The 759-nt window shown below is 50.6% G+C and carries 1 protein-coding gene; it reads left to right on the top strand.

What is annotated here, in order from left to right; genetic code table 11:
- A partial coding sequence (gene tssI / locus ACQEXP_RS21215; RefSeq protein WP_426971458.1) for a type VI secretion system tip protein TssI/VgrG occupies positions 1-759 on the top strand: 759 nt, incomplete at both ends.

Raw genomic sequence — 759 nt, 5'->3', positions numbered from 1 at the left:
CTCCGCTCAGGGTATAAATTTACCTTGAGTGACCACCTCAACACATCCTTTAATCGCGCTTGGCTGCTGGTTCAAGTCAATCACCAAGGCGAACAGGCTCAAGCACTCGAGGAAGATAGCACTCAAGGCAAGACGACCTACGCCAACCAATGGCAAGCCATCCCTGCTCATATCAATTGGCAAGCCGAGCCAGAGACCAAACCTAGGGTCGATGGCCCAATGATCGCGACTGTCGTCGGCCCAGAGGGAGAAGAAATCTTCTGTGACGAACATGGTCGCGTGAAAGTCCATTTCCACTGGGATCGCGAAGAGAGAAACCCTGAACATCGTTCATGCTGGGTGCGCGTCTCTCAAGGTTGGGCAGGCAGCCAATATGGCATGATCGCTTTGCCTCGCATTGGTCACGAAGTGATTGTCTCATTTCTTAATGGTGACCCAGATCAGCCCATCATCACAGGGCGCACCTATCATGCGGTCAACCAGCCGCCTTATGCGCTGCCGGAGAACAAAACGAAAACCGTCCTGCGCAGTGAAACCCATCAAGGGCAAGGCTTTAACGAACTGAGTTTTGAAGACCAAGCAGAGCAAGAGCAAGTCTATCTTCATGCGCAGAAGGATTTTGACTCGATCGTTCTCAACGATATGACGACTCATGTCAAACATGACCAACATATCACGATCGATAACGACCATTTCACTCAGATTAAAAACAGCCACAACCTCACCGTTGAGGGCGAAAGCCGTACTCTAGTCAAACAA

The sequence above is a fragment of the Vibrio sp. TRT 1302 genome, from assembly GCF_050113875.1.
In the GTDB taxonomy this organism is placed as follows: domain Bacteria; phylum Pseudomonadota; class Gammaproteobacteria; order Enterobacterales; family Vibrionaceae; genus Vibrio.
Note: the sequence above shows the minus strand (reverse complement) of the source record. Positions and strands in the feature narration are given on the sequence as shown.